Raw genomic sequence first — 1,402 nt, forward strand, 5'->3', positions numbered from 1 at the left:
TGCTATTAACGGTTAATAATTTTCGATTAAATGCCATTAACTGTCCTTGGCGCAACTGGTTAAGCGGTTGAACTGGGCAGAGATACGCGCCTGTGCCGTGAATGACGAGGAGGCGTATCAGATTAAGGTTGCGATCTCTAAGCTCCAATCCGCTCTGGCTTACCGTGGGTATGCGCCACGGTAGATCATTAATCAGGGCAGAAGATCTGTAAGATCTTCTGCCCTACTTGAATTAACCTAATCTAATAGGCTCCTGAAGGTTATTTAAAAAATACTGACTTTTTATAAATGATATCTGTATGTTGTTTTCATTTTTCTTTAATAAAATCAGATAATTTCCTTTTTCTAAAGATATCTTCTTTCCTGAAATATATTCTGAATCATCAGGTTCTAAATCTCCTCCTGTGGTATCTTCCCCGGCACCAATGAATATTTTTCCCGATGGTGCCTTTATGTTCAAACTAATATCTGGCTGTTCAATATTATCAATAATTTCAATTATATAACCACCATCATCTCTTAAGCCAAAAAAAGCAATATTGCCTTCATTTACTTCTTTTAATTCATCGTCTGGAATACTCCACCAATCAGGAGTATCTGTTATTCTGTGTTTTATTGCTTGTAAATCAAATATAGCTAAAGTTGCTGTATCCGTTGTGAAAAAAAAAGAATCGTTCATTGAAATCATCCTTAAATGAATATTATTTCACTAATTTTATCGCCAGCTTTTAATCCTGCTTTCCTGCCAGCATTTTTCAAAGAGCTACCAACACTTTTATTAATGGACTCATTGAGCATTTTTAGCCCTTGTGTTGCAGAACCACCTACTATAAGGTCTACTGGATGGTCAGCATTAAGTTTTGATAGATCAGGGGCCTTATTGAACATTCTTTCATAGCGTTCTGCCACTGCTTTTCTATAAGAATTTTGTAAAGATGAAATCCTTATATCATGTGTGCCTGGAGACCAAACTAATTCACCTCGTTTAGCCGCTCTGCTTAATGCATTTTGTTTTATCCTAAATTCTCTCTCAAGAAACTTCCTTTCTGCATCAGATAAGTTAGGGTTGCTTAAAATCTTTGGCTTATTAACCGTTAATGTCGAACACCCCGCTAGCCCCAGCGGGTCGATCCAACCCGTCGGATTATGCACGTAACTGTAAGGATTTACTCCTCCTGCTAACCCCAGAGGATCAGGGCTGAGGTAACAACAGCCTTCCGGCAAATAATACCTGAACCGATTAGAGAATAAACCACTTTCCTCATCAAAAAGTTGCCCGGCAAATCGGAGTCCCGGATCCAGCTGCGGGTTTTCATCCTGCTCCGCCAGACGCAGCCCGTACAGCGACTGTTTCGGCTGCCGCCACACCCGTTTCCCGGCCGGGTCGAACAATGCCAGCGGC

At 40.6% G+C, this 1,402-nt stretch carries 3 protein-coding genes; 1 reads left to right on the forward strand and 2 read right to left on the reverse strand.

What is annotated here, in order from left to right; all coding sequences use genetic code 11:
* The first annotated feature begins 46 nt into the window (after window positions 1-46).
* Window positions 47-184 carry a DUF7706 family protein gene (locus ABR397_RS25525; protein ID WP_455430664.1) on the forward strand — a complete coding sequence of 46 codons (138 nt, stop codon included), beginning with the start codon at window positions 47-49 and terminating at the stop codon, window positions 182-184.
* A 48-nt stretch (window positions 185-232) separates the two neighbouring features.
* Here ABR397_RS25525 and ABR397_RS22605 read toward each other — a convergent pair whose 3' ends face one another.
* The gene (locus ABR397_RS22605) at window positions 233-679 is read right to left on the reverse strand and encodes a DUF6386 family protein (protein WP_350307673.1); all 447 of its coding nucleotides are present in this window, start codon (window positions 677-679) and stop codon (window positions 233-235) included.
* Between the two features lie 11 nt (window positions 680-690).
* Window positions 691-1,402 (reverse strand): RHS repeat domain-containing protein (locus tag ABR397_RS22610; RefSeq protein WP_350307674.1); only part of this gene is annotated, 712 nt, incomplete at its 5' end.

It is taken from the genome of Photorhabdus viridis (genome assembly GCF_040256935.1).
Lineage (GTDB): Bacteria > Pseudomonadota > Gammaproteobacteria > Enterobacterales > Enterobacteriaceae > Photorhabdus > Photorhabdus viridis.

What these genes read in the sequence shown, in the direction of transcription:
- ABR397_RS22605 (WP_350307673.1), bottom strand. Translation starts at nt 679, where the DNA reads ATGAACGATTCTTTTTTTTTCACAACGGATACAGCAACTTTAGCTATA.